Origin of the sequence: Maribacter sp. IgM3_T14_3 (assembly GCF_049603095.1) — a bacterium.
In the GTDB taxonomy this organism is placed as follows: Bacteria; Bacteroidota; Bacteroidia; order Flavobacteriales; family Flavobacteriaceae; genus Maribacter.
This window is the reverse complement of record NZ_CP187138.1, coordinates 4,254,505-4,277,441: the sequence shown is the minus strand read 5'-3', so window position 1 is coordinate 4,277,441 and position 22,937 is coordinate 4,254,505. Positions and strand designations below refer to the sequence as shown.

Sequence of the window (22,937 nt, the reverse complement as noted above, 5' to 3'; positions counted from 1 at the left end):
CTATATATACTAAATATAATGACTACTACCAAAATTGATATGTTACCAGAAATAGCCAACCTAATAAAGGGGTTACAACCAAACGCTATCACAGCAGAACGCAAAATTATTTTGCAACCACTCATTGATTATATACAAGACAAAGCAGCCAACAACCAAGAAATTAGAATAAATTTCATCTGTACCCATAACTCTAGAAGAAGTCATTTATCTCAAGTTTGGGCGCAAACAATGGCTACTAACTTTGGTATTAAAAATGTCTATTGCTACTCTGGTGGTACAGAGGCTACGGCTTTGTTCCCGATGGTGGCAGAGACATTAAAAAATCAAGGATTTCAGATTCAAAAATTATCTGACAGCGGTAATCCTGTTTATGCTATTAAGTTTTCTGAGAATGAGCATCCTGTAATTGGGTTTTCTAAATCGTATGAAAATAGCTTTAATCCTGCATCGCAATTTGCAGCAGTTATGACATGCTCTCAAGCAGATAGTGATTGTCCATTTATTGCAGGTGCCGAAAAAAGAATACCTATCACTTTTGAAGATCCAAAAGCATTTGACAACACGCCGCAGCAAGCAGAAAAATATGCGGAAAGAAGTCGACAGATTGCAACAGAGCTATTTTACGTATTCTCACAAATCAAATAAATATGGCATCTAAAAAACTAAGCTTTCTAGATCAGAATTTAACCTGGTGGATTTTCGCCGCAATGGCTCTTGGGGTCGGTATCGGTTATTTTGTACCATCCTTTCCTGAAATCATCAATACATTTAATAGTGGTACTACAAACATTCCTATAGCTATTGGTTTAATCTTAATGATGTATCCGCCATTGGCGAAAGTGAACTATGCGTTATTACCAAAGGTTTTTAGAAACACAAAAATCTTATCTATCAGTGTTATCTTAAACTGGATTATTGGTCCGGTATTAATGTTCATACTCGCCATTACTTTTTTATCAGACTATCCAGAATACATGGTAGGTCTAATTCTTATTGGTCTGGCACGTTGTATTGCCATGGTATTGGTATGGAACGACCTTGCAGAAGGCAGTAGCGAATATGGAGCAGGTTTAGTTGCTCTTAATAGCATCTTTCAAGTATTTGCATATAGTTTCTATGCTTGGTTATTTATTACTGTGCTTCCTCCCTATTTCGGTTTTGAAGGTGCCATAGTAGATATCTCTATTGGTACTATAGCAGAAAGTGTTGCCATCTATTTAGGACTACCGTTTGTAATGGGAATATTAAGTAGATTGATTTTAGTAAAACTCAAAGGCGAAGATTGGTATACGAACAAATTCATACCTGCAATTTCACCAATGACATTGATTGCACTGTTATTCACCATTGTGATTATGTTCTCTTTAAAAGGAGAGTTAATAGTTGAAATACCGATGGATGTGCTCATCATCGCAGTCCCGTTACTTATCTATTTCTCCTTAATGTTCATTATCGGATTTTTCTTTACCAAAGCAACTGGCGCAGCATATGATAAAACAGCATCAGTAGCATTTACAGCCGCCGGAAACAATTTTGAATTAGCAATTGCTGTTGCCATTGCAGTATTCGGACTCAATTCTGGTCAGGCATTTGCAGGAGTAATCGGTCCGCTAGTTGAGGTTCCGGCACTTATATTTTTAGTTCGGGTATCCTTTTGGTTAAAGAAAAAATATTTTGATAATCCGAAGCCTAAAACAGCATAATTTGTAAAAATAACATAGCGTATTTAGTAAAGGTCAGGTTTTAATACCTGACTTTTTTTTTGATTATTATCTGCATTGTGGATACAATTACTACTCATAACATTAATGACATTATCTAACTTTCATAGTCACTATTAAAACTCGTTTCTCTAAAAAATACAATTACAGCGATGAACTATCTTTGCATAAATATATTTAGAAGTACGACATCAAGTTCAGGTACAATCTGAGCCGCGGTCAAATAACATTATATGATTATAAGAATTATTAAAAAAATAATGATAACAACCTTATTAATAATTGCCGTACTGGCAGTAGTTATTTTAGCATTCACCAGTTTTTACCCAAGCTTTGGTGGCGATAGTACCAAAAGTCAGAAATTAGCCTACGAGCAGACTCAACAATTTAAAGAAGGTAAATTTCGAAATGTAAAACCGGTACCTGAAGATTTAGCTTTTTCTGATAAGCTTAGTTTAGCGTACACCTTTTTCACTACCAAGGTGCCCAATGGTCGCCCTAAAGCAGATTTAATTCCGCAAAAAATAGATTCTATTAGTATTGCCAATTATAGCGGAGAAGCAAGAATGATTTGGTTCGGTCATTCTTCTTTTTTATTACAGATTGATGGAAAAAATATTCTAATTGACCCAATGTTTGGTGCAGTGGCCGCCCCTCACCCACTTTTAGGCGAAAAGCGATTTAATAAAGAATTCCCCATAGCAATTGAACAATTACCACAGATTGATGCGGTTATTTTCTCTCATGACCACTATGACCATTTAGATTACGAATCTGTTTTAAAAATCAAGGATAAAACAAATCATTTCTACACTCCGCTAGGTGTTGGTAATCATTTGACTGCTTGGGGAGTTTCTGATAGTAAAATCACAGAGATGGATTGGTGGCAAGAGACTCAATTCGGCAATCTAAAATTCGTCTGTACACCGGCACAACATTTCTCTGGTAGAGGTTTGAATAATGCGCAAAGTACCTTGTGGAGTTCTTGGGTAATTACTTCAGAAAATGAGAACATATATTTTAGTGGTGATAGCGGCTACGCATCACATTTTAAAGAAATAGGAGAAAAATACGGTCCTTTTGACCTTGCGCTGATGGAATGCGGTCAATACAACCAAATGTGGTCAGATATTCACATGATGCCAGAAGAAACCGCACAAGCTGGTATCGATGTAAAAGCAAAAAAGATTATGCCAATACATTGGGCAGGTTTTAAACTTGCTCTTCACGAATGGACAGATCCTATTAAAAGAGTTGAAGCAAAAGCAACTGAATTGAACTTACAGGTAATCTCGCCTCAAATTGGGCAAGAGATTATTGTAAAAGATTCGGTGAACAACTATGGTGATTGGTGGAAAGGGTTATAATTCATTAACATAAATTACCTAATTAAACGAAACATAATGAAATTAGAAAATAAGGTAGTCATCGTAACAGGAGCCTCACGAGGTATCGGACAAGAAATTGCATTTCTATTAGCAGAGAATGGTGCTAAAATAGTAGTCAATCATTCAAATAGCACAAAAGATGCAGACGCTACTATAGCTAAAATTAAAAGTGAAGGCGGAAACGCTATTGCCATAAAAGCCGATGTGAGCAATAGAAATCAGGTAACTCAGCTATTTGACCAAACTATAGAAGCTTTTGATAAAGTAGATGTATTGGTTAACAATGCGGGAGTAATGATAAACAAGAAATTGAAAGATGCTACTGAAGAAGACTTCAATAAACAGTTCGATGTCAACGTAAAAGGAGTTTTCAATATGTTGCAAGAGGCTGACAGTAGGTTATCAGATAACGGCAATATTATAAATATATCGTCTACTACGGTAAAATTGATGTTCCCTACTTACGCTTTATACTCCGCCTCAAAAGCCGCGGTAGAACAAATGACTAGAGTGTTTTCTAAAGAAATAGGGAGGGGAATATCTGTAAACGCCCTTGCACCCGGACCAACAGAAACAGAATTATTCTTAAATGGAAAATCAGAAGAATTCATTGATAAATTAAAGTCCATGAATGCTTTCGATAGATTGGCACAACCTATTGATATCGCAAGAGTAGCGCTATTTTTAGCTAGTGATGAATCTAAATGGATTTCAGGTCAGGTAATCGCTGCAAATGGTGCATTAATTTAATCTCATATTTAAAGAACTATACATGAAATTTAAAATAGCTACCCTACTGGTATTAAGTATTTTAATTACTTCTTGCAAAGAGGAACCAACTGTCAAAAAAGAAATTATTCAAACCCCTGAATTCACGAATAAAGGACACGAATTGGTTTCTAAAATGCTTGAAAAAGTTGGCAATTACAAAGCGCTTCGAAGTAAGAAAGATGTCGTGTATACTTATACCTACCAAACTCCCGATGGTAAGACAGATATTTCGACAGAAAAATATATTTTCGATGCCGAGTTATCGTATGGTAAATACGAAAAGCACGAACGAACTTTAAGTGAATTAGAAGGAACAATCGAACAAAGTTTCGATGGTAAAGAATTCTGGCTCAAACAAAACGGCAACATCGTAAACGATAGTATTGCCTTAAAAAGAGTTGCTTTCAACAGACCTACTAATTTTTACTGGTTTACCATGTTTCAAAAGTTAATGGACAAAGGTGTTTCGTATGAATATTTAGGCGAAGAAATCTTAAACCAAACTCCCTATGAAGTTGTGAAAGTATCTTTCAATTTTGGAGACTCGAAGCCTACAGATATTTATCAGCTGTACATTAATAAAAAGACAACGCTAGTTGATCAATTTTTATTCACAGTGGCAGACTTCGGTGCTATGGACACACCGAATTTAATGACCTTAGAGTATGAAGATGTTGACGGAATGCTTTTCCCAACTAAGCGAAAATACAAGAAATCTACTTGGAAAGCCGCAGTTAGCGATGATCCTTGGATAACTGTTGATTGGTCGAACATTACATTCAATAATGATCTAGAAAGAAGTGAATTCGAAAAATAATTGGCTGGTAATCATAGAATCAGCATACTCATTTTAAACTTACAATAGCAGACAATCTACCGAAAGGTAGATTGTCTTTTTTAAACAGGACATTGAAAATAAATTTGATTTAAAATGGCTGTAATAAAATTACTAGCAAGATTCTGATTTCAGGGATATTGAAGATTAACAATTTTTAATGAAGTTTTTTAACAAAAATAAATACATTGCAAGACTGTTTAGTCTTCAACGAAGTTTAAACAGGCTACAATCCGTACTCAACTTTAATTTTAATAACCACCTAACTACCAACTTAACTTATGTCATCAACCAACGACCATAGCACATTTGAAAACCTGAATGAAGAGCAATTACCCGTTGCAAAACATAAGCTACATGATTGGACACATTTTGCAGGATTATATGCTGCAGAACATGTAGCAGCTACAGAGTTTGTGATCGGAGCTACGTTTGTAGCATTAGGGGCTAAAACAATGGATATTATTTTGGGTCTATTGATCGGTAATATTCTGGCAGTTCTTAGCTGGACGTTTATTACCTCACCCATTGCTGTAGAGACAAGATTAAGCTTATACACCTACCTTAATAAAATTGCAGGAGATTCTATGACCAAGCTTTATAATTGGGCTAACGTCATTATTTTCTCTGTAATATCGGCAGCCATGATTACCGTTTCTTCAACTGCCGTTCGATTTGCTTTCGATATACCCGCACAATTAAACTGGTACCCCACAAATCTGTGGTTTGTACTTATTGTATTTTTAGTTGGTGTAGTTGTCGTATCAATCGCGCTATACGGATTTAATGCTGTGTCAGAATTTTCAGGTATATGTGCCCCGTGGTTATTCGTGATGTTTACCAGTGGCGCAATGGTTTTACTACCTGCACTTTCTTTAGATGTTTTAGGAACAACATTACCTAACGGATGGAACGATTTAATATCGCTCGGAGATCAATCTATTTGGACAGGAGTTGATAGTGCCGGTGAACCCGGTATTGGTCTTATAGAAGTCATAGGTTTTGCATGGGCGGCAAATTCAATAACACATTTTGGTTTAATCGATATGGCGTTATTACGTTTTGCCAAAAAAAAATCTTACGCACTAGCGACTAGTACAGGTATGATGTTCGGGCATTATGTTGCATGGATTGCTGCTGGAATTATGGGAGCTGGTGCTGCTGTAATCATTGGTAAATCAATTGTCGAATTAGATCCGGGAGATGTTGCATTTTACGCATTAGGTTGGTCTGGTTTCGTAATCGTAATCGTAGCAGGTTGGACAACAGCAATTACTAATTTATATAGAGCGGGCCTTGCAGCACAAGCTATTTTTTATAATCATTCACGTAAAAAGACAACTATTGTTGTTGGTTTAATCACTATTGCAATAGCCTGTTTCCCATTTGTATTTTCACAGATTTTACCACTATTAACCTATGCAGGTTTATTGGTAGTACCCGTAGGTGCAATTGTATTTGCAGAGCATCAGATATTCCCAAGGATCGGATACACGCGTTATTGGTCTCAATACCGCAATTTAACGTTTAGCACACCCGCTATTGTTTCATGGGGATTAGGATTGGTTTTCGGCTTTGGCTTAAATGCTTTTAATGTAATGTCTTTCTTTTATTTGTTTATTCCAACTTGGATTTTCACTATCGGAGTTTATACTTTGTTAGCCGGTCGCTACGGAGCAAAAGAGAAATATCCTGAGGCGGAAGAACAAGAAACAATACGCAATGAGAAAATTGTGGCTTTTCAAGAAAAGCAAGCACAGCTAGAAACGACACCAAAAAAAGATACTACTGTATTCTCAAAGATTTTAAAGTTGGTATCTCTCGTTACCCTTATAATTACATTGATATTGGCAGGTATTGTTTTATTCGACAGCGCAAATGAGACTAGCTATATCAACAATAGAGAACTATTTTATACGTATGCATTTATTTGTACGATTACTTATTTCGTTACTGCATACTGGGCATTATTACGTGTAAAATCAATAAACAAAGCTAAAAATGAATAAAGAAATCATGTTGAACAAAGAGAATTTAGCAACGTTAAGCAAGCAAATTCCAATTCCTACATATAATAGAGAATCATTAAAATCTGGAATCGTACATGTGGGTGTTGGTGGTTTTCATAGAGCACACGAAGCATATTATACCCACCTCTTACAAGAAAAAGAAGGTGCATCTGATTGGGGAATTTGTGGAATTGGTCTAAGAAAAGGAGATCAAAAAATTCATGATGTTCTTCAAAAACAAGACGGACTTTATACACTCATTATAAAGCATCCTGATGGTAAAATAGATTCACAAGTAATAGGTTCTATTATCGACTTTAAACTTGGTCATGACACTCCCGATGTAGTTATCGACCAAATGGCGCATGCAGATACAAAAATAGTTTCCTTGACCATTACAGAGGGCGGCTATAATTTTAATTCGTCAACGGGTGAATTTGATTTTGAAAATACAGATGTACAGCACGAATTACAACATCCGAACAGCCCTAGAACCATTTACGGATTTTTAACTGCTGCCATTAAGAAAAGAAAAGCGTCAGGCTTATCTCCTTTTACCGTAATGTCTTGTGACAACATTGAACACAATGGTGATGTTACCAGAAAGATGCTACTTGCTTTCGCAAACAAACAAGATAAAGAACTGGCTGCATATATCGAAAAGGAAGTCTGTTTTCCAAATAGCATGGTAGATCGTATTACACCTGTCACCACACCTTCGGACATTGAATATTTAGAACAAACCTATAACTTCAAAGACGAATGGCCGGTAACTTGTGAACCTTTCATACAATGGGTCATTGAAGATAATTTCTCGAACGGCAGACCAGAATTTGAAAAAGTTGGCGTGCAATTCGTACCCGATGTTAAGCCATATGAAAAAATGAAGCTTCGTTTATTGAATGCAGGGCATTCTGTATTGGGAATTCTAGGAGCTATTCATGGTCACCCAACTATTAATGCTTGCATAGAAGATGATTTGTTCGTTACCTATTTAAGAGCGTTTATGGACGAAGAAGCTACTCCGGTTTTAGACCAACTAGAAGGCATCGATTTAACTGCTTATAAAGATAGTTTACAAGAACGTTTTGCAAACCCTAATATAAAAGATAGCGTGAGCAGAATTTGCTCAGAGAGTTCTGCAAAATTGCCGAAATTCTTAATTGCGACCATTCAAGATAATCTAGCGAATGGCGGTAGTATTAAATATGCAACTTTAGTAATTGCCGCATGGTGCTATTACAGCGATAAGGGAATTGATAAAAATAGAAACTCGATTGAGATTATTGATGCCATGCAGGATCAACTGCATGCGGCAGCAAGCAAAACAGAAACTGATCCTTTAGCCTTTATTAGACTAGAATCATTATTTGGAAACTTAATAAATGAAGAAAAATTCACCAAACTATACAGCAAAATGGTTCAGGAAATATACAAAGATGCTGACATTAAGAAACTAATGAAACAAGCTTAATTTAATAGTAGTTCTATTTTAGCTAATAACATTAATTCAGACTTATTGTTGCCTGAGAATGAACTTGCAATAGCCTTGGCCGTCTTTTTGGTCAAGGTTTTTATTTTATCTGAAAATGCATGTGGGTGAATCTTATAAAATTCTTTGAACTCATCAAAACACTCTTTGCTATCTTTTTCAGACTCCATTAAAACATCAAACACAATCTCAATTTGGTTAGCTGCATCGGTACCATAACGGTCGGTAAAATCATCTATATACAACCAATCTTCTTTTACATATTCCTTGACTTTATCCCATTCATTATTGTGTACAGTACCGTCAGATATAGCCACGGCATAAAAGAGCTTACCCAAATTTTCATAAAGTCCGTTCATTGTTTTTGCAGTATTTTCCATTTTATCTTGTTTTAGCTGAATACCTAGTAAAAATATGAAGTAGGATGTAATTTTAATATGACAAAAATCAGTAGTAATCGATATATTTGATACATGCAGGATTTTCAAGAAAACAGTGACATTTTCAACTTACTATCAGAAGGTGTTTCAGAAGGTATTATCGTTGTAAATGCCGATCAAATTATTGTAGCCACAAACACCTCGTCACTACAAATGTTTGGGTACGAAAAAGGCGAACTAATTGGCAAGCCTTTAGATATTCTTATTCCCAAAAGATACCATGCGGGTCATGATGCCCATGTAGATAATTTTATCGCAAAGAGCGATAAACGCCAAATGGGGCACGGCAGAAATCTGTACGGCATATGTAAAGACGGAAAAGAGTTTCCTGTTGAGGCAGGTTTGAATCCGTTCGAATTTTATGGCGCAACCTATGTAATGGCATTGGTCATCGATATTACAGAACGTAAAAATAGAGAGGAAGAACTAAGCCACTGGGCACGAATTTTTGACGAATCGTTGAATGAAATTTTTATTTTTAATGCCAATACGTTTAAGTTTTTGAATGTAAATAAAGAAGCTCAAAGAAATATAGGGTATTCATTTGAAGAGTTATACACTATGACGCCGGTTGATATTAAGCCCGATATGGATTTATCTAAATTCAATACATTGGTCTCTCCATTAGTCAATGCTGAAACCTCAAAAGTAAAGTTCGAAACCAGACATGGAAGAAAGGACGGAACTTCGTACCCCGTTGAAGTACATCTACAATTATCAAATTTACTTGATCAAAAAGTTTTTGTTGCTTTTATTCTAGATATCACAGAGAGAAAAAACTACACAGAAAACTTAGAAAAAATAGTGGAGGAACGTACCCAACAACTAACAGAAGCTCTTGCAGTAGAAAAGGAATTGAACGAGCTTAAAACACGTTTCTTATCATTGGTCTCGCACGAATTTAAAACGCCTTTAAGCAGTATATTAACATCTATAACCTTATTAGGTAAATATACCGAAACAGAACAGCAACCAAAGCGAGATAAGCATGTTACAACTATAAAAAATAAAGTTAAATACTTAGATACCATTCTTAATGATTTTCTATCTGTAGAGCGGTTAGAATCTGGCAAGGTGAATTATAAAATCGAAGGATTTCCACTTAGTAAAACTGTAAATGAAGTAGTATATAATGCTAACATGCTACTTAAGTCTGGGCAACAGATTCGCTACCCAGAAAACATTGATGAATTAAATATAAATTTCGATGAAAAGACCTTAGAATTGGCGCTATCCAATTTAGTACATAATGCTATTAAATACTCCCCAGAAGATTCCACTATTGATATAAAGGTGGACATAAAAGATTCTGGTTACGCTATTAGCGTAATTGATGAAGGCATTGGTATACCAGAAGAAGAGCAAAAACACATATTTAATCGTTATTTTAGAGCAGAGAACGCATTATTGACACAAGGTACCGGCATTGGTTTAAATATCGCAAAACAACATATAGAAAACTTAGGTGGCAGTCTTGAGTTTTCAAGCACAGAAAGCATAGGGTCAACTTTTACACTGAGCATACCCAAATTAAAAACCAACTAGAAGATGAAAAGAATTTTATTGATCGAGGACGATAAGGCCTTACGAGAAAATACAGAAGAACTTTTAGAATTAGCTGGCTATAGTGTCATAACAGCACCTAATGGAAAAATAGGTATTACAGCCACCATTGAGAATTTACCAGATATTATCATTTGCGATATAATGATGCCTGAGGTCGACGGTTATGGTGTGCTTGAAAATCTTTCTAGTAATGAAAAAACAAAGCAAATACCATTCATTTTTCTATCTGCGAAAACCGAGCATAAAGAAATACGAAAGGGAATGGACCTTGGGGCAGATGACTACCTAACCAAACCCTTTGAAGAAGAAGATTTAATGAGTGCCGTAGAAAGCAGGTTGGCGAAAGCTGAACTTTTGTTACGTATGCAAGATGAAACTTCAAAAGAACACGGAGTTTCTGAAAATGAAATGCGCACCATTCATGAACTTAAAAACTTCTTTGATGATAATGGTGAGGTCGTAAATTTTAAGCAAGGAGAAAAAATTTACGATGAAGATAGCCGCTCTAACAAAATTTATCTCGTTTTAAAAGGACTGGTAAAATGCTACAATATGGATCCTGATGGCAAAGAATTAATAACATCATTAGCTAAAGCAGATGATTTTTTAGGCTTCACCTCTTTTTTGAACAATGTACCCTATCAAGAATCGGCTACGGCAATGAGCGATGTTGAGCTAGCAGGTATTTCTAAAGAAAGCTTAACAGAAATACTGAACGAAAACAAGACCATTTCTATGGAACTTATGGAGCTTTTATCTGCAAATATTTCTAATATAAAGGCTCAATTATTACAAATGGCCTATAGTTCTGTTCGCAGAAAAACAGCACAAACCTTATTACAATTTGCCGATGTGATGAATACTAAACCAAATGAGCCCATTAGAATTTCACGTAACGATCTTGCTAGTGTAGCAGGTATAGCGACCGAAAGTCTAATACGCACGTTATCTGGTTTTAAAAAAGAAGGCCTTATTGCTATTGAAGGTCGCAACATTCAAATCATGGAAATTAAAGCATTACAATATGTAAATTAAACGATAGCTGATATATATCATTTATCACGTTTCAATAACGATTTACTTTTGTTTGGTAAGTCAATTGAATGAAACATATTTTAATTCCCACAGATTTCTCTAGTAATTCATGGAATGCCCTAGAATACGCCGTAAACATGTTCACAAATGAACGGTGTCTATTTTACATCTTACATGTCGATGAGCTAAGTAATTCTGACATTCAAAGCAATTCTTTAATGGTAATGAATAGCCCCATAAGAAAATCTGCAAAAGAAAATCTACAACTTCTTTTAAAACAAATTTCAAATTTAACGAGCAATGCGTTACATCAATTTATTGCCTTAGAGGAATATGGTAATTTAATTGATTTGGTTAGAAAAACAGTAGATGACAAAAAGATTGATTTAATAGCAATGGGCACAAAAGGTGCATCGGGCATAAAGGCATCTATCATTGGTAGTAATACGGGAAATGTAATAACAAGAATAGCCTGTAATGTGTTGGTTATACCCGAAAATACGATTATTAAAAATCCGATAAAAATTGGATTTCCTACAGACTTTAATCTGTTCTACACCTACCCTATTTTAAACTCCCTTACAGAGATACTTGAAATTTCGAATGCGAAGCTAGAAGTAATTCACGTAACGCAATCAAAACCTAATTTTTCAAATACTCAAGTAATCAACCAAGCCTATCTACATGATTATTTAAAAGAACTATTTACCGAAAATCATAGCTTTAATCATATTCTAGGTAAAAACGTTAGAGATTCAATTTTAAATTATATCGAAGAAAATAAAATTGAAATGCTGACAATGGTCGCAAAAAATCTAAACCTATTTCAACAAGTATTCTTTAACAACTCTGTTGAAGAACTAAGCCACCAAACCTCTGTTCCTCTATTGGTCATGCATGAGTAATTTATACTTATGATCATGATTTAGTTTTGTTCTTTTTACAATTAGATGAACACCATCACTTTTTAGCGATTGCATCAAAAATTTAAGATAATCAGCCTTTTCAAAGAACATAAGAACGTATGTAATTAGCACTCAAAATCGTACTTTTGCACCTTTGCTATGAATACATGATTAATTTTGAAGAAAATATAGAAGTTAAGGGCGCGCGCGTTCATAACCTAAAGAATATAGATGTTACCATTCCCCGAGATAAACTGGTTGTTATAACCGGCTTATCTGGTAGTGGAAAATCTTCGTTGGCTTTTGATACTATTTATGCTGAAGGTCAAAGGCGTTATATTGAAACCTTTTCTGCATATGCCAGACAATTTTTAGGAGGTTTAGAAAGACCAGATGTTGATAAAATAGATGGTTTATCTCCTGTTATTGCCATAGAACAAAAGACGACTTCTAAGTCGCCAAGATCTACGGTTGGTACTATTACCGAAATATATGATTTCTTAAGACTACTTTTTGCCCGTGCAGCAGATGCACATAGTTACAACACAGGCGAAAAAATGGTAAGTTATAGCGATGAACAAATTAAAAGTTTGATCATTGAATCGTATAACGAGAAGAAAATCAACATTCTTGCGCCGGTAATTAAATCAAGAAAAGGTCATTACCGTGAACTATTTGAACAAATTGCCAAGCAGGGTTTCGTAAAGGTTCGCGTTGATGGTGAAGTAAAAGATATCGTTAAAGGCATGAAGGTGGATCGTTACAAGGTGCACGATATAGAGATTGTCATTGATCGTTTAAAAGTAGTTGAAAGCGAAGATTTTCATAAACGTTTATCTGAAACTATAAATACAGCTATGTATAGTGGCGACAATGTATTAATGGTTTTAGAAGAGGGCACCGATCTACCAAGATATTTCAGTAGAGATTTAATGTGCCCTTCAACAGGTATCTCCTATCCTACCCCAGAACCTAATACTTTTTCATTCAACTCACCAAAAGGGATGTGCCCTTATTGCAGTGGCTTAGGTCATGTGTATGAAGTAAATGAAAAGAAGATATTCCCTAATAAAAAACTATCTATTAAAGGTGGCGGAATAGCCCCATTAGGAGACTATAAAAAATCTTGGGCATTTAAACAGATCGAAACCATAGCAGAACGTTATAATTTTCAAATAACAGATCCTATTGAAAATATTCCTGCTGAAGCCATTGAGATTCTTTTAAATGGCGGTAAAGAAAGTTTTGAAGTAGACTCTAAAACATTAGGCGTAAAACGAACTTATAAAATTGATTATGAAGGAATTTCTAATTTCATAAAAAATCAGTTCGAAGAAGCTGCCTCAACATCAATTAAACGATGGGCAAAAGAATATATGGACCGAATTACGTGTCCGTCATGCACAGGTTTCCGTCTTAAAAAAGAATCACTTTACTTTAAAATAGAAGATAAGAATATTGCCGAGTTAGCCAATTTAGACATTGTAGAACTAGCAGCATTCTTTAATGGTTTAGATAAAAAACTTACCGGCAATCAGTTGAAGATAGCCGAAGAGATTATAAAAGAGATAAGCACTAGAATACAATTTTTACTAGATGTTGGCCTCGATTATTTATCATTGAATAGAAGCTCTAAATCGTTATCTGGTGGTGAAGCACAACGTATTCGATTAGCTACCCAAATTGGATCCCAATTGGTCGGTGTACTTTATATATTAGATGAGCCAAGTATCGGTTTACACCAAAGAGATAATGAACGATTGATCAAATCGCTGGAGTCTTTACGCGATATAGGTAACTCTGTAATTGTGGTCGAACATGACCGCGATATGATAGAAAGAGCTGATCATGTAATTGATATCGGTCCGAGAGCAGGTAAAAACGGCGGAGAAATTATATCTCAAGGTACGCCTGAAGAATTAAAAAATGTTCATACGCTTACTGCCGATTATATGACCGGTGTAAGGAAGATTGAAGTCCCAAAAAAGAGAAGACCGGGTAATGGTCATGAAATTGTATTATCTGGTTGTACTGGTAATAACCTAAAGAACTTAACCGTCAAATTTCCTTTAGGAAAAATGATTGGCGTTACGGGAGTATCTGGTAGTGGTAAATCAACTTTAATCAACGAAACGCTTTATCCAATTATGAACGCCCATTATTTCAATGGCGTTAAAAAACCGATGCCGTATAAGAAAATTAAGGGGCTAGAGCACATCGATAAAGTTATTGATATCAACCAATCGCCAATTGGTAGAACACCAAGATCAAACCCGGCGACATATACTGGTTTATTTGGCGAAATACGTTCGCTATTCGCAAAAACTACTGAAGCATCTATTAGGGGTTACAAACCTGGTAGATTCAGTTTTAATGTAAAAGGCGGGCGTTGCGAAACGTGTCAAGGAGGCGGACTACGAGTTATTGAAATGAATTTCTTGCCAGATGTTTATGTAGAATGCGAAACATGTAACGGTAAAAGATTCAATAGAGAAACGCTAGAAATACGTTACAAAGGCAAGTCCATTTCAGATGTTTTAGAAATGACCATAAACGAAGCAGTGTCATTTTTTGAACTTATTCCGAAAATACATCGTAAGTTAAAGACCATACAAGATGTTGGCTTAGGTTATATATCTTTAGGGCAGCAATCGACAACGCTATCAGGTGGTGAGGCGCAACGTATAAAATTGGCAACAGAACTTTCGAAGAGAGATACGGGCAATACCTTCTATATTTTAGATGAACCTACAACCGGACTTCATTTTGAAGATATTAGGGTTTTAATGGATGTTTTGAATACTTTAGCTGATAAAGGAAATACCGTGTTAGTTATTGAGCATAATATGGACGTAATTAAAATGGTAGATTACATTATTGATATCGGTTACGAAGGCGGACGCTCAGGTGGGCAGTTAGTAGCGAAAGGCACGCCAGAAGAGGTTGCAAAAGACAAGAAAAGTTATACTGCAGAGTTTTTAAAGAGAGAATTAAAATAATAATTAGATAAAAATCTATCTAAATAGCATATAAAATAAAGAATGAGATCAGAAAAACATCATAAAGGCTGGAACGAAATAAAAACCAATGACTCTTGGGCCATTTTTAAAATAATGGGAGAGTTTGTAAATGGTTTTGAGCGCATGAGTAAAATTGGACCATGTGTATCTATTTTTGGATCTGCCAGAACAAAAGAAGAAGACCCATATTACAAACTAGCAGTATCAATTGCAAAATCTATTGCAGAAGCAGGTTATGGCGTAATTACTGGTGGTGGCCCTGGTATAATGGAAGCTGGTAATAGAGGTGCGAACCTTGCAGGTGGTACATCGGTAGGTTTAAATATTGACTTGCCTTTTGAGCAACACGACAATCCGTATATCGATAATGACAAGAGTTTAGATTTCGATTACTTCTTTGTAAGAAAGGTGATGTTCGTAAAATACTCTCAAGGTTTTGTGGTAATGCCTGGCGGATTCGGAACATTAGATGAGCTATTTGAAGCTATCACGTTGATACAGACGCATAAAATTGGAAAATTCCCTATTATTTTAGTGGGTAGCGATTTCTGGACCGGACTTATGGACTGGGTAAAAGGCACCATGCTTAAAATGGGAACTATTAGTCCCGAAGATTTGAATCTTATTCAGATTGTAGATACAGAAGAAGAAGTTGTTGAGATCATAGATACCTTTTATAAAGGGCATAGCATGAGTCCTAATTTTTAATCTTAGCCTTGATACGAAATTTTCATTCATTTCTCTATTCCTGTATTTTATTATTAGTTGTTAATTCGACTAGTTGTTTTGCTCAGTACGAAACCGACCTTAGTGTTACTTTAAACGAGTACACTAAAGAGCTCGATATTCGTCAAGAATTCACGTATTACAACAACTCTAATTACAACTTAGGGGTAATATATTTTAATGATTGGGCGAATGCCTACTCAGATAAAAATACAGGACTAGCGAAAAGATTTGCACAAGAATTCAAAAAATCGCTGCATTTGGCCAAAGCCGATGAGCGAGGTAAAACTACCATTATAAGTGTAGTAGACGATTCTTATAACGGACTTGAATGGAGCCGTACCGAAGGTAAAGACATTTTAAAGGTAACTCTTGACAATATATTGTTACCCAACACTTCTACGAAAATTTTCATTACCTATAAGGTAAAACTACCACCGAATAAATATACTCCCTATGGTTATGGCAACAGAGGCGACTACTACCTAAAAGACTGGTACTTAACACCTGCGGTATATGATGGTAAATGGCATCTGTATTCAAATAAAAATCTAGAGGATCTTTATATGAACGAGACCAATACGGTCATTAATTTTAAATATCCCGACAGCTTAAACATTGCCTCTAATTTTGATATTGACGCCGAATCAAAATTTCCGAGTGGGCAGTTCGCGCAATTAAAGGGAAACCTGCAACGTGGTGGCGAAATAATACTTAGTCCGCAAGAAGACTTTTTTACACACCGCACACCATACATGACCTTTTTAACCGATATCAGAGCACCAAGATATAGTATTATTGGTCAAGGATTATCAATCAATAAAGTCGCCAATTTTATTCACCAAAACTTAGGAGATTATCCTCATGAGAAAATATTAGTAAGTGAGTTAGATTATAACAAAGACCCACTTTATGGTCTAAACCAACTCCCCTCTTTTATACGCCCGTACGAAGAACAATTTCAATTCGAAATGAAATTCTTAAAAACGGCAATCAACAGTATTTTAAGAGAAACCATGTTCTTGAATCCGCGTAAAGAACAATGGTTGAACAGTGCAATCGCCAACTATTTAATGATAGCCTATATAGATAAATATTACCCTGATCAAAAGATGATGGGTAAACTATCAAATATTTGGGGCTTTAGAAGTTTTGAATTGGCAAAGATGGATTTCAATGACCAGTATGCTTTTTTATACAACCTTACGGCACGTAAAAATTTAGATCAAGCCCTACAGACCTCGAACGATTCGCTTATAAAATTCAACCAGAAAATCGCAAATAAGTATAAAGCAGGTTTAGGCTTAGCTTACTTAGCAGATTATATTGGTAAAGAACACGTAGATGAAAGTATAAAGACCTTTTTTGAATATTATAAATTAAATACTGTCAAAGTTCATGATTTTGAATCGATTTTAAAACGCTCTACCGAACAAGATATCAATTGGTTTTTTAAAGATTATGTATCTACAGATCGTAAAATCGATTTCAAAATAAAAAAAGTACAGAAAGACACCGATTCATTACTAGTTACCATAAAAAATAAGGAGGGTACCAATGTACCTATTTCGGTATTCGGACTCAAAAAAGATTCTGTGGTTTCTGAATATTGGTTTAGTGATATTGAATTTGAAGAAACCTTTGCTATACCTAATAACCAAGAAGATAGGCTAGTTCTAAATTATGACAAAAAAATACCAGAATTTAACCAACGAGACAACTGGAAATCTTTAAAGGGATTTTTATCGAGTAATAAAAAATTAAAGTTCACCTTCTTTAAAGATGCTGAAAATCCATATTACAATCAAGTTTTTTATGTTCCTGTATTGAGTTTTAATGTTTATGATGGTTGGACCCCAGGTATGCGTTTATATAACAAAACCTTACTAGAAAGACCATTTGTGTATGATTTCTCTCCCTCTTACTCCTTTAGAGAAAAAGCTTTTGTAGGCTCTGGAAAATTCAGTTATAGAAAATACTTAAGTAAAAGCGGGTTGTATGTTGCTCAATATAATATCGGTGCCGGCACCTCTCACTTTAATGAAAACTCTAGATATTCGTCTATAACACCATCTTTAAGTTTTGGCTTTAGACCCGCAGATTTATTATCGAATAAAAGAGATTTTCTTTCGTTCAGGTATGTAAATATTTTTAGAGATTTTGATCCTGCCCTTTTATCTTTGGCTAACGACCCGGGAAATCCTGATTACAGTGTATTTAACGCGCGTTATACCAGTAGAAATAATGGCATATTAGATTATAATTTCTGGTTTGCAGATTTTCAATTAGCAGGTAGTTTTAGCAAGCTATCGTTTGAATATGAATATCGAAAATTATTTGATAACAATAGACAATTGAATCTTCGATTTTTCGCAGGTAAGTTTTTAAGCAATAATACACAGACAGATTTCTTTAGTTTTGCCCTTGACCGCCCTACCGATTACCTCTTTGATTATGGGTATTTAGGTAGATCAGAAGATTCTGGTATATATAGTCAACAGATTATTATTGCCGAAGGCGGATTCAAATCTTTTCTTGATCAACAATATAGATTCTCTAATGATTGGATGGCGACGGTAAACGGTAGTTTCAACCTATGGAAATGGATAGAATTATATGGTGATGCAGGTTTAGTGAAGAATAAGGGGCTTGATGGCAAGTTCGTTTATGATTCTGGGGTACGTTTAAATCTGGTAACAGATTATTTTGAATTGTATTTGCCGGTTTACTCAAATAATGGCTGGGAAGTATCGCAACCCAACTATGGTGAAAAAATAAGATTTATCATCACTGTCAGTCCGAAAACCTTAACAGGACTATTCACAAGAAAATGGTTTTAAACTATTAAATCTGAATACAGATCCTACTATTTTTAGTTAAAATTCACATATTTACAATATTATACCAAATTTGTTGAAAAATATGGAATAAATTAACTCTGTACAGCGTTGCTAAAAAGTACTTGATTCGGTAATTTTGTATAAACACATATAATACATGGATGTTTCTTCTAAAACCAGTAATGATATTTCTTTTGAAGATTTCAAAGAACAAATTATCAATGACTACGAAATTGCTTTTCTAAGTAGAACCTGTAGCTTATTGGGAAGAAAAGAAGTACTAACCGGTAAAGCCAAGTTCGGTATTTTCGGTGACGGTAAAGAATTACCGCAATTAGCCATGGCGAAGTCATTTAAAAATGGTGATTTTAGAAGTGGCTATTACAGAGACCAAACATTTATGATGGCTCTAGGTCTACTACAGCCAAAAGAATTTTTTCACGCCCTTTACGCTACCACAGATATTGAAAAAGAACCTATGAGTGCGGGTAGGCAAATGGGTGGTCACTTTTTAACGCATAGTTTAAACGCTGATGGCAGTTGGAAAGATCTAACAAAACAAAAAAATAGTAGTGGAGATATTTCATGTACTGCAGGGCAAATGCCTAGACTTTTAGGTCTTGCACAAGCATCTAAAGTATATAGAAATCAGCAAGGACTAGATAGCGCCAAGTTTTCCGTAAACGGTAATGAAATTGCATGGGGAACCATTGGTAACGCCAGTACTAGTGAAGGCATGTTTTTTGAAACTATAAATGCTGCGGGTGTATTACAAGTACCTATGGTCATTAGTGTTTGGGACGATGAATATGGAATTTCGGTACCTGCAAAATTCCATACTACAAAAGAAAATATTTCAGAAATTCTATCTGGTTTTCAACGAACCGAAAACGAAAAAGGATATGAAATCTTAAGAGTAAAAGGTTGGGACTATACTGCTTTAATGCATGCCTATGAAAATGCGGCAGATATTGCAAGACAAGAACATGTACCAGTATTAATTCATGTAAGCGAATTAACACAACCACAAGGTCACTCTACATCTGGGTCACATGAACGTTATAAAGATAATGCTCGCTTAGAATGGGAACGTGACCATGATTGTAATAAACGCTTTAAAGAATGGATTATAGAATCGGGCATTGCAACTACCGAAGAGCTTGAGTCTATTGAAAAAAGAATAAAGCGTACCGTAAGAGAAGCAAAAAAACAAGCTTGGGACGAGTATCTAAAGGATAACCTTACTGAGAAGTCTGTATTGATCAACATCATAGAAAAAGCTGCTACTAAAAGTGCCAACAAGAATTTCCTAAATAAACTAAAAAATGATCTAATTGCAGTTGAAGAGCCACTTCGAAAAGATTTGGCAATTTCAGCAAGAAAATCTTTACGCTATTTACTAGGAGAAAATTCGCAAGAAAAGCAAAATCTAATTCAATGGACTGCTAAATTTCTAAAAGAATCGCAACATAAATATAGCTCGCATTTATATAGCGAAAATGATAATAAAGCCACAAACGTTACCGCCATCTCTCCTGAATACAATGACGATGAAGAACAGGTAGATGGTAGAGTTATTCTAAGAGATAACTTTGACAAGCTATTTGAGAAATACCCAAACACCCTAATTTTCGGAGAAGATACAGGCGCCATTGGTGATGTAAACCAAGGTCTTGAGGGTATGCAAGAAAAATATGGCAAAATACGTGTTGCAGATACCGGTATTCGCGAAACTACAATAATTGGTCAAGGAATAGGAATGGCCTTAAGAGGACTAAGACCTATTGCCGAAATTCAGTATTTAGATTATATTTTTTACGCACTATCTACTCTAACAGATGATTTAGCCACGCTATTATATAGAACAGCTGGTAAACAAAAAGCACCGTTAATCATTAGAACAAGAGGCCACAGACTAGAAGGTATCTGGCATTCCGGGTCTGAAATGGGCGGACTAATACATTTACTTAGAGGAATGTATATTCTTGCACCTAGAAACATGACACAAGCTGCCGGTTTCTACAACACACTTTTAAAGAGTGACGAACCTGCATTGGTAATAGAAAGTCTGAACGGATATCGATTAAAAGAAAAGAAACCCAAAAATCTTGGTGAATTCTGTACACCGATCGGTAAAGTTGAAACTATAAAAGAAGGAAGCGATATTACCTTGGTCTCTTATGGATCTACACTACGTATTGTACAAAAAGCAGCCAAAGAATTAATTGAAGTAGGTATTAGCGCAGAAATAATAGATGCGCAAACCTTACTACCCTTTGATATTAAAATGGAGGTTTTAGAAAGTGTCAAGAAAACAAACCGTTTACTGGTAATAGATGAAGATGTACCTGGCGGATGCTCTGCTTATCTTTTAAATGAAATTGTAGAAAAACAAGGTGCATTTAAATATTTAGATAGTACACCACAAACTTTAAGTGCAAAAGCACATAGACCTGCTTACGGTACTGATGGCGATTATTTCTCAAAACCGAACAGAGAAGATATTTTTGAAAAGGTTTATGCGATAATGCATGAAGTAAATCCTGATGACTATCCGAAATTGAGATAATTTTCAAAAATAAGTAAGAAAAATCCCATCCATTTTGGGATTTTTTTATGCGCCAATTTCTCGCGTAAAAAAATATAATTATTTTAATAGCTGCCTATAAAATCTTAACATACTGATAACTAAGCCACCCTGTGTTCAGCTATAAAATTTTTATAATTAATACATTACGAGCGCTTTCATATTTTAGAAAAACCAAAAAAAAATGATACTTTTAGAGTAAATATTCTGTATTAATGAAAAATACCATATTAAAAGATATTGGCTTAGCTTTTTTTAGAATTGCAATTTCATCGATGATGTTGACCCACGGTCTTCCAAAATTTCAAAAGCTAATTTCGGGTAATTTTCAATTTGCAGACCCTATTGGTATTGGTGAAACTCCTTCCTTATTTTTAGCTGTAATAGGGGAGTTTATTTGCCCAATATTAATCATCATTGGTTTTAAAACTCGTTTAGCAGCGATACCAGTAGCCATTACTATGGCAGTTGCAGCATTTATTGCGCACGGTGCAGATGATTTTGGTACGCAAGAGAAAGCATTATTTTACTTAGTTTCCTTTATTACCATTGCATTATTAGGTCCTGGTAAATTCGGTATCGACAAAAAGTAAACTTTACACTATTTTAAAAAGCAATTCTTTAAGTAGATCCGCATCTTTCATTGGTGCCGCCCCTACCCCTTTTCCTTTTAAATCCATCTCACGTAAACTTGAAATAATTCCGCTAACTTTTTTCATCGGGTAATTTCTAGCAGCAGTTTGTATTTCACTTACAAAATATGGGTTTATGCGCAATGCACTCGCCACATTCTTAGGGCTGTGATCACTAAGACCGTGGTACTGCAATAACTGTGTAAAAAAGGAATGCAATAAGGTTATCGTCAATATAAAAGGATTATCTTTTGGGTTCTGCGCAAAGTAATTGATGATTTTTGTCGCTTTTACGATATCTCTATCGCCAATAGCTCTTTTCAGTTCAAAATTATTATAGTCTTTACTTATACCAATATGCTCTTCAATATGCTGAGGATTAATTTCAGTTTCTTTAGGCAAAGCTAGTTTTAGCTTTTCAAGTTCTTTACTGATCTTACTCAAATCTGTACCTAAATACTCCACCAAAAGAAGAGCAGCTTTATGCGAAATGGTATAACCACTACTTAACAAATGTTTTCTAAGCCAATCGCTAACCTGATTTTCGTAAAGCTTTTTACTTTCAAAAATTACTCCGTTCTTCTTTACGATCTTATGTAGCTTCTTACGTTTATCAAGCTTTTTGTATTTATAACAAATAACAAGCACAGTAGACATTTGAGGATTGTCTGCGTAAGAGCAAAAATTTTCTATAGTTCTTGAAAGGTGTTGGGCTTCTTTTACTATGACTACCTGTCGCTCTGCCATCATTGGGTATCGTTTGGCATTACCTACGATATCTTCTATAGATACATCTCTACCATAAAGCACCATCTGATTAAAGCCTTTTTCTTCTTCGGTCAATACCTTTGCCGCTATATAATCTGAGATTTTATCAATAAAATAAGCTTCTTCCCCGTAAAGGAAATAAATAGGACTAATCTGTCCTTTCTTAATTGCATTGACTATTTGTATTGCTTCATCCATT

17 protein-coding genes are annotated in these 22,937 nt (G+C 35.2%); 15 read left to right on the top strand and 2 right to left on the bottom strand.

The genetic code is table 11. The features are described 5' to 3' along the window. Positions 1-18 precede the first annotated feature (18 nt). From ACPF9A_RS18745 to ACPF9A_RS18715, 7 genes are all read left to right on the top strand, one after another. Entirely contained in the window at positions 19-648 is a 630-nt protein-coding gene (locus ACPF9A_RS18745) for a low molecular weight phosphatase family protein (RefSeq protein ID WP_423999353.1), read from the top strand. 2 nt (positions 649-650) lie between these two features. Beyond that, on the top strand, positions 651-1,706 hold the full coding sequence (gene arsB, locus ACPF9A_RS18740; protein ID WP_423999351.1) for an ACR3 family arsenite efflux transporter: 1,056 nt from the start codon (positions 651-653) through the stop codon (positions 1,704-1,706). Positions 1,707-1,957: 251 nt separating this feature from the next. Continuing rightward, the gene (locus ACPF9A_RS18735) at positions 1,958-3,091 is read left to right on the top strand and encodes an MBL fold metallo-hydrolase (protein ID WP_423999349.1); all 1,134 of its coding nucleotides are present in this window, start codon (positions 1,958-1,960) and stop codon (positions 3,089-3,091) included. Positions 3,092-3,127: 36 nt separating this feature from the next. Continuing rightward, a complete protein-coding gene (locus tag ACPF9A_RS18730; protein WP_423999347.1) occupies positions 3,128-3,862 on the top strand; it encodes an SDR family oxidoreductase in 735 nt (244 codons plus the stop codon). Between the two features lie 22 nt (positions 3,863-3,884). After that, complete coding sequence (locus ACPF9A_RS18725) at positions 3,885-4,700, top strand: hypothetical protein (protein ID WP_423999345.1); 816 nt, start codon at positions 3,885-3,887, stop codon at positions 4,698-4,700. Between the two features lie 299 nt (positions 4,701-4,999). After that, positions 5,000-6,727 (top strand): purine-cytosine permease family protein, encoded by a 1,728-nt coding sequence (locus ACPF9A_RS18720; RefSeq protein WP_423999343.1) that lies wholly within the window; start codon positions 5,000-5,002, stop codon positions 6,725-6,727. Beyond that, positions 6,720-8,201, top strand: coding sequence for a mannitol dehydrogenase family protein (locus ACPF9A_RS18715; RefSeq protein ID WP_423999341.1), 1,482 nt, complete (start codon positions 6,720-6,722; stop codon positions 8,199-8,201). Before ACPF9A_RS18720 ends, ACPF9A_RS18715 begins: the two co-directional genes overlap by 8 nt. Here the strand turns inward: ACPF9A_RS18715 and ACPF9A_RS18710 are convergent. Further along, positions 8,198-8,599 (bottom strand): hypothetical protein, encoded by a 402-nt coding sequence (locus ACPF9A_RS18710; RefSeq protein WP_423999339.1) that lies wholly within the window; start codon positions 8,597-8,599, stop codon positions 8,198-8,200. The two genes, ACPF9A_RS18715 and ACPF9A_RS18710, sit on opposite strands and share 4 nt — an antisense overlap. A gap of 93 nt (positions 8,600-8,692) precedes the next feature. Here ACPF9A_RS18710 and ACPF9A_RS18705 point away from each other — a divergent pair, with 93 nt between their 5' ends. The 8 genes from ACPF9A_RS18705 (at position 8,693) to ACPF9A_RS18670 (ending at position 21,931) form a co-directional block, all read left to right on the top strand. Beyond that, the gene (locus ACPF9A_RS18705) at positions 8,693-10,204 is read left to right on the top strand and encodes a PAS domain-containing sensor histidine kinase (protein WP_423999337.1); all 1,512 of its coding nucleotides are present in this window, start codon (positions 8,693-8,695) and stop codon (positions 10,202-10,204) included. Positions 10,205-10,207: 3 nt separating this feature from the next. Continuing rightward, positions 10,208-11,260: a response regulator gene (locus ACPF9A_RS18700; RefSeq protein ID WP_423999335.1), complete on the top strand. Its 1,053-nt coding sequence runs from the start codon at positions 10,208-10,210 to the stop codon at positions 11,258-11,260. Between the two features lie 68 nt (positions 11,261-11,328). After that, positions 11,329-12,165, top strand: a complete 837-nt coding sequence (locus ACPF9A_RS18695; protein WP_423999333.1) for a universal stress protein — start codon at positions 11,329-11,331, stop codon at positions 12,163-12,165. 167 nt (positions 12,166-12,332) lie between these two features. Continuing rightward, the gene (gene uvrA / locus ACPF9A_RS18690) at positions 12,333-15,164 is read left to right on the top strand and encodes an excinuclease ABC subunit UvrA (RefSeq protein ID WP_423999331.1); all 2,832 of its coding nucleotides are present in this window, start codon (positions 12,333-12,335) and stop codon (positions 15,162-15,164) included. Positions 15,165-15,206: 42 nt separating this feature from the next. Further along, a complete protein-coding gene (locus tag ACPF9A_RS18685; protein ID WP_133687382.1) occupies positions 15,207-15,893 on the top strand; it encodes a TIGR00730 family Rossman fold protein in 687 nt (228 codons plus the stop codon). 8 nt (positions 15,894-15,901) lie between these two features. Further along, positions 15,902-18,751 carry a metalloprotease gene (locus ACPF9A_RS18680; RefSeq protein ID WP_423999329.1) on the top strand — a complete coding sequence of 950 codons (2,850 nt, stop codon included), beginning with the start codon at positions 15,902-15,904 and terminating at the stop codon, positions 18,749-18,751. Positions 18,752-18,908: 157 nt separating this feature from the next. Next, the gene (locus tag ACPF9A_RS18675) at positions 18,909-21,320 is read left to right on the top strand and encodes an alpha-ketoacid dehydrogenase subunit alpha/beta (protein WP_423999327.1); all 2,412 of its coding nucleotides are present in this window, start codon (positions 18,909-18,911) and stop codon (positions 21,318-21,320) included. Between the two features lie 233 nt (positions 21,321-21,553). Beyond that, the gene (locus ACPF9A_RS18670) at positions 21,554-21,931 is read left to right on the top strand and encodes a DoxX family protein (protein WP_423999325.1); all 378 of its coding nucleotides are present in this window, start codon (positions 21,554-21,556) and stop codon (positions 21,929-21,931) included. A gap of 3 nt (positions 21,932-21,934) precedes the next feature. Here ACPF9A_RS18670 and holA read toward each other — a convergent pair whose 3' ends face one another. After that, entirely contained in the window at positions 21,935-22,936 is a 1,002-nt protein-coding gene (holA, locus tag ACPF9A_RS18665; RefSeq protein ID WP_423999323.1) for a DNA polymerase III subunit delta, read from the bottom strand. Between the last annotated feature and the right edge of the window lies 1 nt (position 22,937).

What these genes read in the sequence shown, in the direction of transcription:
- ACPF9A_RS18745 (WP_423999353.1), top strand. Translation starts at nt 19, where the DNA reads ATGACTACTACCAAAATTGATATGTTACCAGAAATAGCCAACCTAATA.
- arsB (WP_423999351.1), top strand. Translation starts at nt 651, where the DNA reads ATGGCATCTAAAAAACTAAGCTTTCTAGATCAGAATTTAACCTGGTGG.
- ACPF9A_RS18735 (WP_423999349.1), top strand. Translation starts at nt 1,958, where the DNA reads ATGATTATAAGAATTATTAAAAAAATAATGATAACAACCTTATTAATA.
- ACPF9A_RS18730 (WP_423999347.1), top strand. Translation starts at nt 3,128, where the DNA reads ATGAAATTAGAAAATAAGGTAGTCATCGTAACAGGAGCCTCACGAGGT.
- ACPF9A_RS18725 (WP_423999345.1), top strand. Translation starts at nt 3,885, where the DNA reads ATGAAATTTAAAATAGCTACCCTACTGGTATTAAGTATTTTAATTACT.
- ACPF9A_RS18720 (WP_423999343.1), top strand. Translation starts at nt 5,000, where the DNA reads ATGTCATCAACCAACGACCATAGCACATTTGAAAACCTGAATGAAGAG.
- ACPF9A_RS18715 (WP_423999341.1), top strand. Translation starts at nt 6,720, where the DNA reads ATGAATAAAGAAATCATGTTGAACAAAGAGAATTTAGCAACGTTAAGC.
- ACPF9A_RS18710 (WP_423999339.1), bottom strand. Translation starts at nt 8,599, where the DNA reads ATGGAAAATACTGCAAAAACAATGAACGGACTTTATGAAAATTTGGGT.
- ACPF9A_RS18705 (WP_423999337.1), top strand. Translation starts at nt 8,693, where the DNA reads ATGCAGGATTTTCAAGAAAACAGTGACATTTTCAACTTACTATCAGAA.
- ACPF9A_RS18700 (WP_423999335.1), top strand. Translation starts at nt 10,208, where the DNA reads ATGAAAAGAATTTTATTGATCGAGGACGATAAGGCCTTACGAGAAAAT.
- ACPF9A_RS18695 (WP_423999333.1), top strand. Translation starts at nt 11,329, where the DNA reads ATGAAACATATTTTAATTCCCACAGATTTCTCTAGTAATTCATGGAAT.
- uvrA (WP_423999331.1), top strand. Translation starts at nt 12,333, where the DNA reads ATGATTAATTTTGAAGAAAATATAGAAGTTAAGGGCGCGCGCGTTCAT.
- ACPF9A_RS18685 (WP_133687382.1), top strand. Translation starts at nt 15,207, where the DNA reads ATGAGATCAGAAAAACATCATAAAGGCTGGAACGAAATAAAAACCAAT.
- ACPF9A_RS18675 (WP_423999327.1), top strand. Translation starts at nt 18,909, where the DNA reads ATGGATGTTTCTTCTAAAACCAGTAATGATATTTCTTTTGAAGATTTC.
- ACPF9A_RS18670 (WP_423999325.1), top strand. Translation starts at nt 21,554, where the DNA reads ATGAAAAATACCATATTAAAAGATATTGGCTTAGCTTTTTTTAGAATT.
- holA (WP_423999323.1), bottom strand. Translation starts at nt 22,936, where the DNA reads ATGGATGAAGCAATACAAATAGTCAATGCAATTAAGAAAGGACAGATT.